Below are 3,189 nucleotides of genomic sequence, written 5' to 3'. Positions count from 1 at the left end.
GCAGACATAAAACTGCCCATTTTCGGCCGGAGAAGGGCAGTTTTATGTCTGCTCGCGGGAAAAGGTCACTCCTGGAAACGGTAACCCATACCCGCCTCGGTCAGCAGATGCACCGGATGCGACGGGTCGTCCTCGAGTTTGCGGCGCAACTGGGCCAGGTATACCCGCAGATAATGGGTCTCGGTGGCGTAGGCCGGGCCCCACACCTCCTTGAGCAACTCCTCGCGGCCCACCAGCTTGCCCCGGTTGCGCACCAGCATCTCCAGCATGCCCCACTCGGTGGGGGTCAGGTGCACCTCGGCATCGTTCCTGGTGACCTTCTTCGCGGCGAGATCGACTGTGAACGAGGATGTTTCGATGACCGGCTGATCGGCATCGGGCACCGCGGCGCGACGCACGGCCGCCCGCAGCCGGGCCAGAAACTCGTCCATACCAAAGGGTTTGGTGACATAGTCGTCGGCCCCGGCGTCGAGGGCCTCGACCTTGTCGGAGGAGTCGGTGCGGGCCGACAGCACGATCACCGGGGCCGACAGCCAGCCGCGCAGTCCGCCGAGCACGTCGATGCCCGACATATCGGGCAAGCCGAGATCGAGCACGATGACGTCGGGGCGGTGGTCGGCGGCGCTGCGCAGCGCCGCGGCCCCGGTGGCCGCGGTGTCCACCTGGTAACCGCGCACCGACAGGTTGATCCGCAGCGCCCGCAGGATCTGCGGCTCGTCGTCGACGACCAGCACCCGGGTCTTCGGGGCCGTCATTGCGGTGCCGCCAGGTCGATTTCGACCGTGAGCCCGCCACCGGGGGTGTCGCCGGCGGTGATGGTGCCGCCCATCGCCTCGACGAAGCCCTTGGCCACCGAGAGGCCCAGCCCGACCCCGCTGCTGGTGTCGTGGTCGCCGAGCCGCTGGAACGGCGCGAACAGGGCGTCCTCGGTGTCTCGCGGTACGCCGGGCCCCTCGTCGATCACCGCGATCAGCATCCGGGTCCCGACCCGTCCCGCACTCACCCGCACCGGACCATCCTGCGCGTAGCGCAGCGCATTGTCGATCAGGTTGGCCAGCACCCGTTCTAGCAGCCCGGCGTCGGCCATCGCCACCGCATCGCCGACCTCGATCTTCACCCGGTCCACGTCCCGGCCGAAACCGGTGGCGCCGCGCCGGATTCCGAGCAACGCCCGCCCCACGGTCTCCTCCAGGTACACCGGCCGCAGCTCGGGCTCGACCACGCCGGCGGCCAGCCTCGAGGAGTCGAGCAGGTTACCCACCAGCGCGGTCAGCGCGTCCACCGATTCCTCGACTGTGGCCAGCAGTTCGGCGGTGTCCTCCTCGGAGAAATCCACATCGTCGCTGCGCAGGCTGGACACCGCGGCCTTGGCCGAGGTCAGCGGGGTACGCAGGTCGTGGCTGACGGCCGCGAGCAGCGAGCGGCGCAGCTCGTCGGCCTGCGCGATCGCGTTGGCCCGGCCCGCCGCTTCGGTCAGCTCCCGCTGCCGCACCAGCCCGGCCGCCTGTTTGGCCACCGCGCTCAGCACCCGCCGGTCGCGGGCGGCCAGTTTGCGCCCGGACATGAGCAGCCAGAACTCGTCGTCGCCGACCTCGATCGCGGAATCGGCGGTGTCGACCCGCACACACGGGTCCTGACCGACGCAGCCGACGATCGTCGCGCCGCCCGGCCCGTCCCGCAGCAGGCTGACCGCGCGCTGCGAGTAGGTTTCGCGGACCCGTTCCAGCAGGGTGTCCAGATCGGCGCCGCGCAGCACCGACCCGGCGAACAACGCCAGCAGCTCGGCCTCCCGCGAGGCGTGGCGGGCCTCGCGGGCGCGTTTGGCCGCCCCGTCCACCAGACCCGCGACCGCGACCGCGACGGCCAGCAGCACCACGATGGTCAGGGCACTGTCGGGGTCGGCGATCGTGAAGGTGTGCCGCGGGCTGATCAGGAAATAGTTGAGCAGCAGCCCGGACAGCACCGCCGACAGCGCGGCCGGCGCGACACCACCGAGCAGGGCGACGACCAGGACACCGACGAAGAACAGCGCGCTCTCCCCGCCGACCCCGAGGAGACGGTCGAGCAGCGTGACGGTCATCGCGCAGATCACCGACGGAACCACCAGGGCGGCCAGCCAGGACGCGGCGTGCCGCTGCCGGGGCGTGGTCGACGACCACCTCGAGCCGCGCCGGGCCTGCTCGTGGGTGACCATGTGGACGTCGATCTTCTCGGACTGCTGCACCACCGTCGAGCCGATGCCCTCGTCGAAGATGCGGGCCCACCGCGAGCGCCGTGAGGTGCCCAGCACCAGCTGGGTGGCGTTCATCTCGCGGGCGAAATCCAGGAGCGCGGCGGGCACGTCGTCGCCGACCACGGTGTGCACGGTGGCGCCAAGGCTGGTGGCCAGCTCGCGGAGCCTGCCCATCAGCGGTGCGGACACCCCGGAGAGTCCGTCGCCGCGCACCACGTGCACCACCATCAGCTCGGCGCTGGCCTTCGACGCGATCCGGAAGGCCCTGCGCACCAACGTCTCCGACTCGGCGCCGCCGGTGACGGCGACGACGACGCGTTCGCGCGCCTCCCAGGTGTCGGTGATCTTGTGGTCGGTCCGGTATTTGGCCAGTGCCGCATCGACCTGATCGGCCAGCCACAACAACGCCAGTTCCCGCAGCGCGGTGAGGTTTCCGCGCCGGAAATAGTTGGTCAGCGCGGCGTCGATACGCTCGGGGGCGTACACGTTGCCGTGGGACAGCCTGCGCCGCAACGCCTCCGGGGTGATGTCGACGAGCTCGATCTGATCGGCGGCGCGCACCACCTCGTCGGGAACCTTCTCCTGCTGTTCGATCCCGGTGATGGCGGTGACGACGTCGTTGAGGCTTTCCAGGTGCTGCACGTTGACCGTCGAGATCACGGTGATCCCGGCGTCGAGCAGTTCCTGAATGTCCTGCCAGCGTTTGGCGTTGCGGCTGCCTGGCGTGTTGGTGTGGGCGAGTTCGTCGACCAGCACCACCTGCGGCCTTCGTGCCAGCACCGCGGGCACGTCGAGTTCGGGAAAGCTGCTGCCCCGGTAGGTGATGTAGCGGGGCGGCACCGTCTCGATACCCGCCAGCAACTCGGTGGTCTTGGTGCGGCTGTGCGTCTCGACGACCGCGGCGACGACGTCGGTGCCGCGCTCCAGCCGCCGGTGCGCCTCGCCGAGCATGGCGT

Annotated in this window: 2 protein-coding genes; both read right to left on the bottom strand. The window is 70.0% G+C overall.

Annotated features, from left to right (window positions below):
* Positions 1-65: 65 nt before the first annotated feature.
* Positions 66-755, bottom strand: a complete 690-nt coding sequence (locus ACWDTP_RS38020) for a response regulator (protein WP_450028376.1) — start codon at positions 753-755, stop codon at positions 66-68.
* Positions 752-3,189, bottom strand: a 2,438-nt coding sequence (locus ACWDTP_RS38015; protein ID WP_450028375.1) for a DUF4118 domain-containing protein, incomplete at its 5' end; no start/stop codon positions are given. The genes ACWDTP_RS38015 and ACWDTP_RS38020, both read right to left, overlap by 4 nt.

The sequence above is a fragment of the Mycobacterium sp. NPDC003449 genome (genome assembly GCF_053588415.1).
Note: the sequence above shows the minus strand (reverse complement) of the source record. Positions and strands in the feature narration are given on the sequence as shown.

What these genes read in the sequence shown, in the direction of transcription:
- ACWDTP_RS38020 (WP_450028376.1), bottom strand. Translation starts at nt 755, where the DNA reads ATGACGGCCCCGAAGACCCGGGTGCTGGTCGTCGACGACGAGCCGCAG.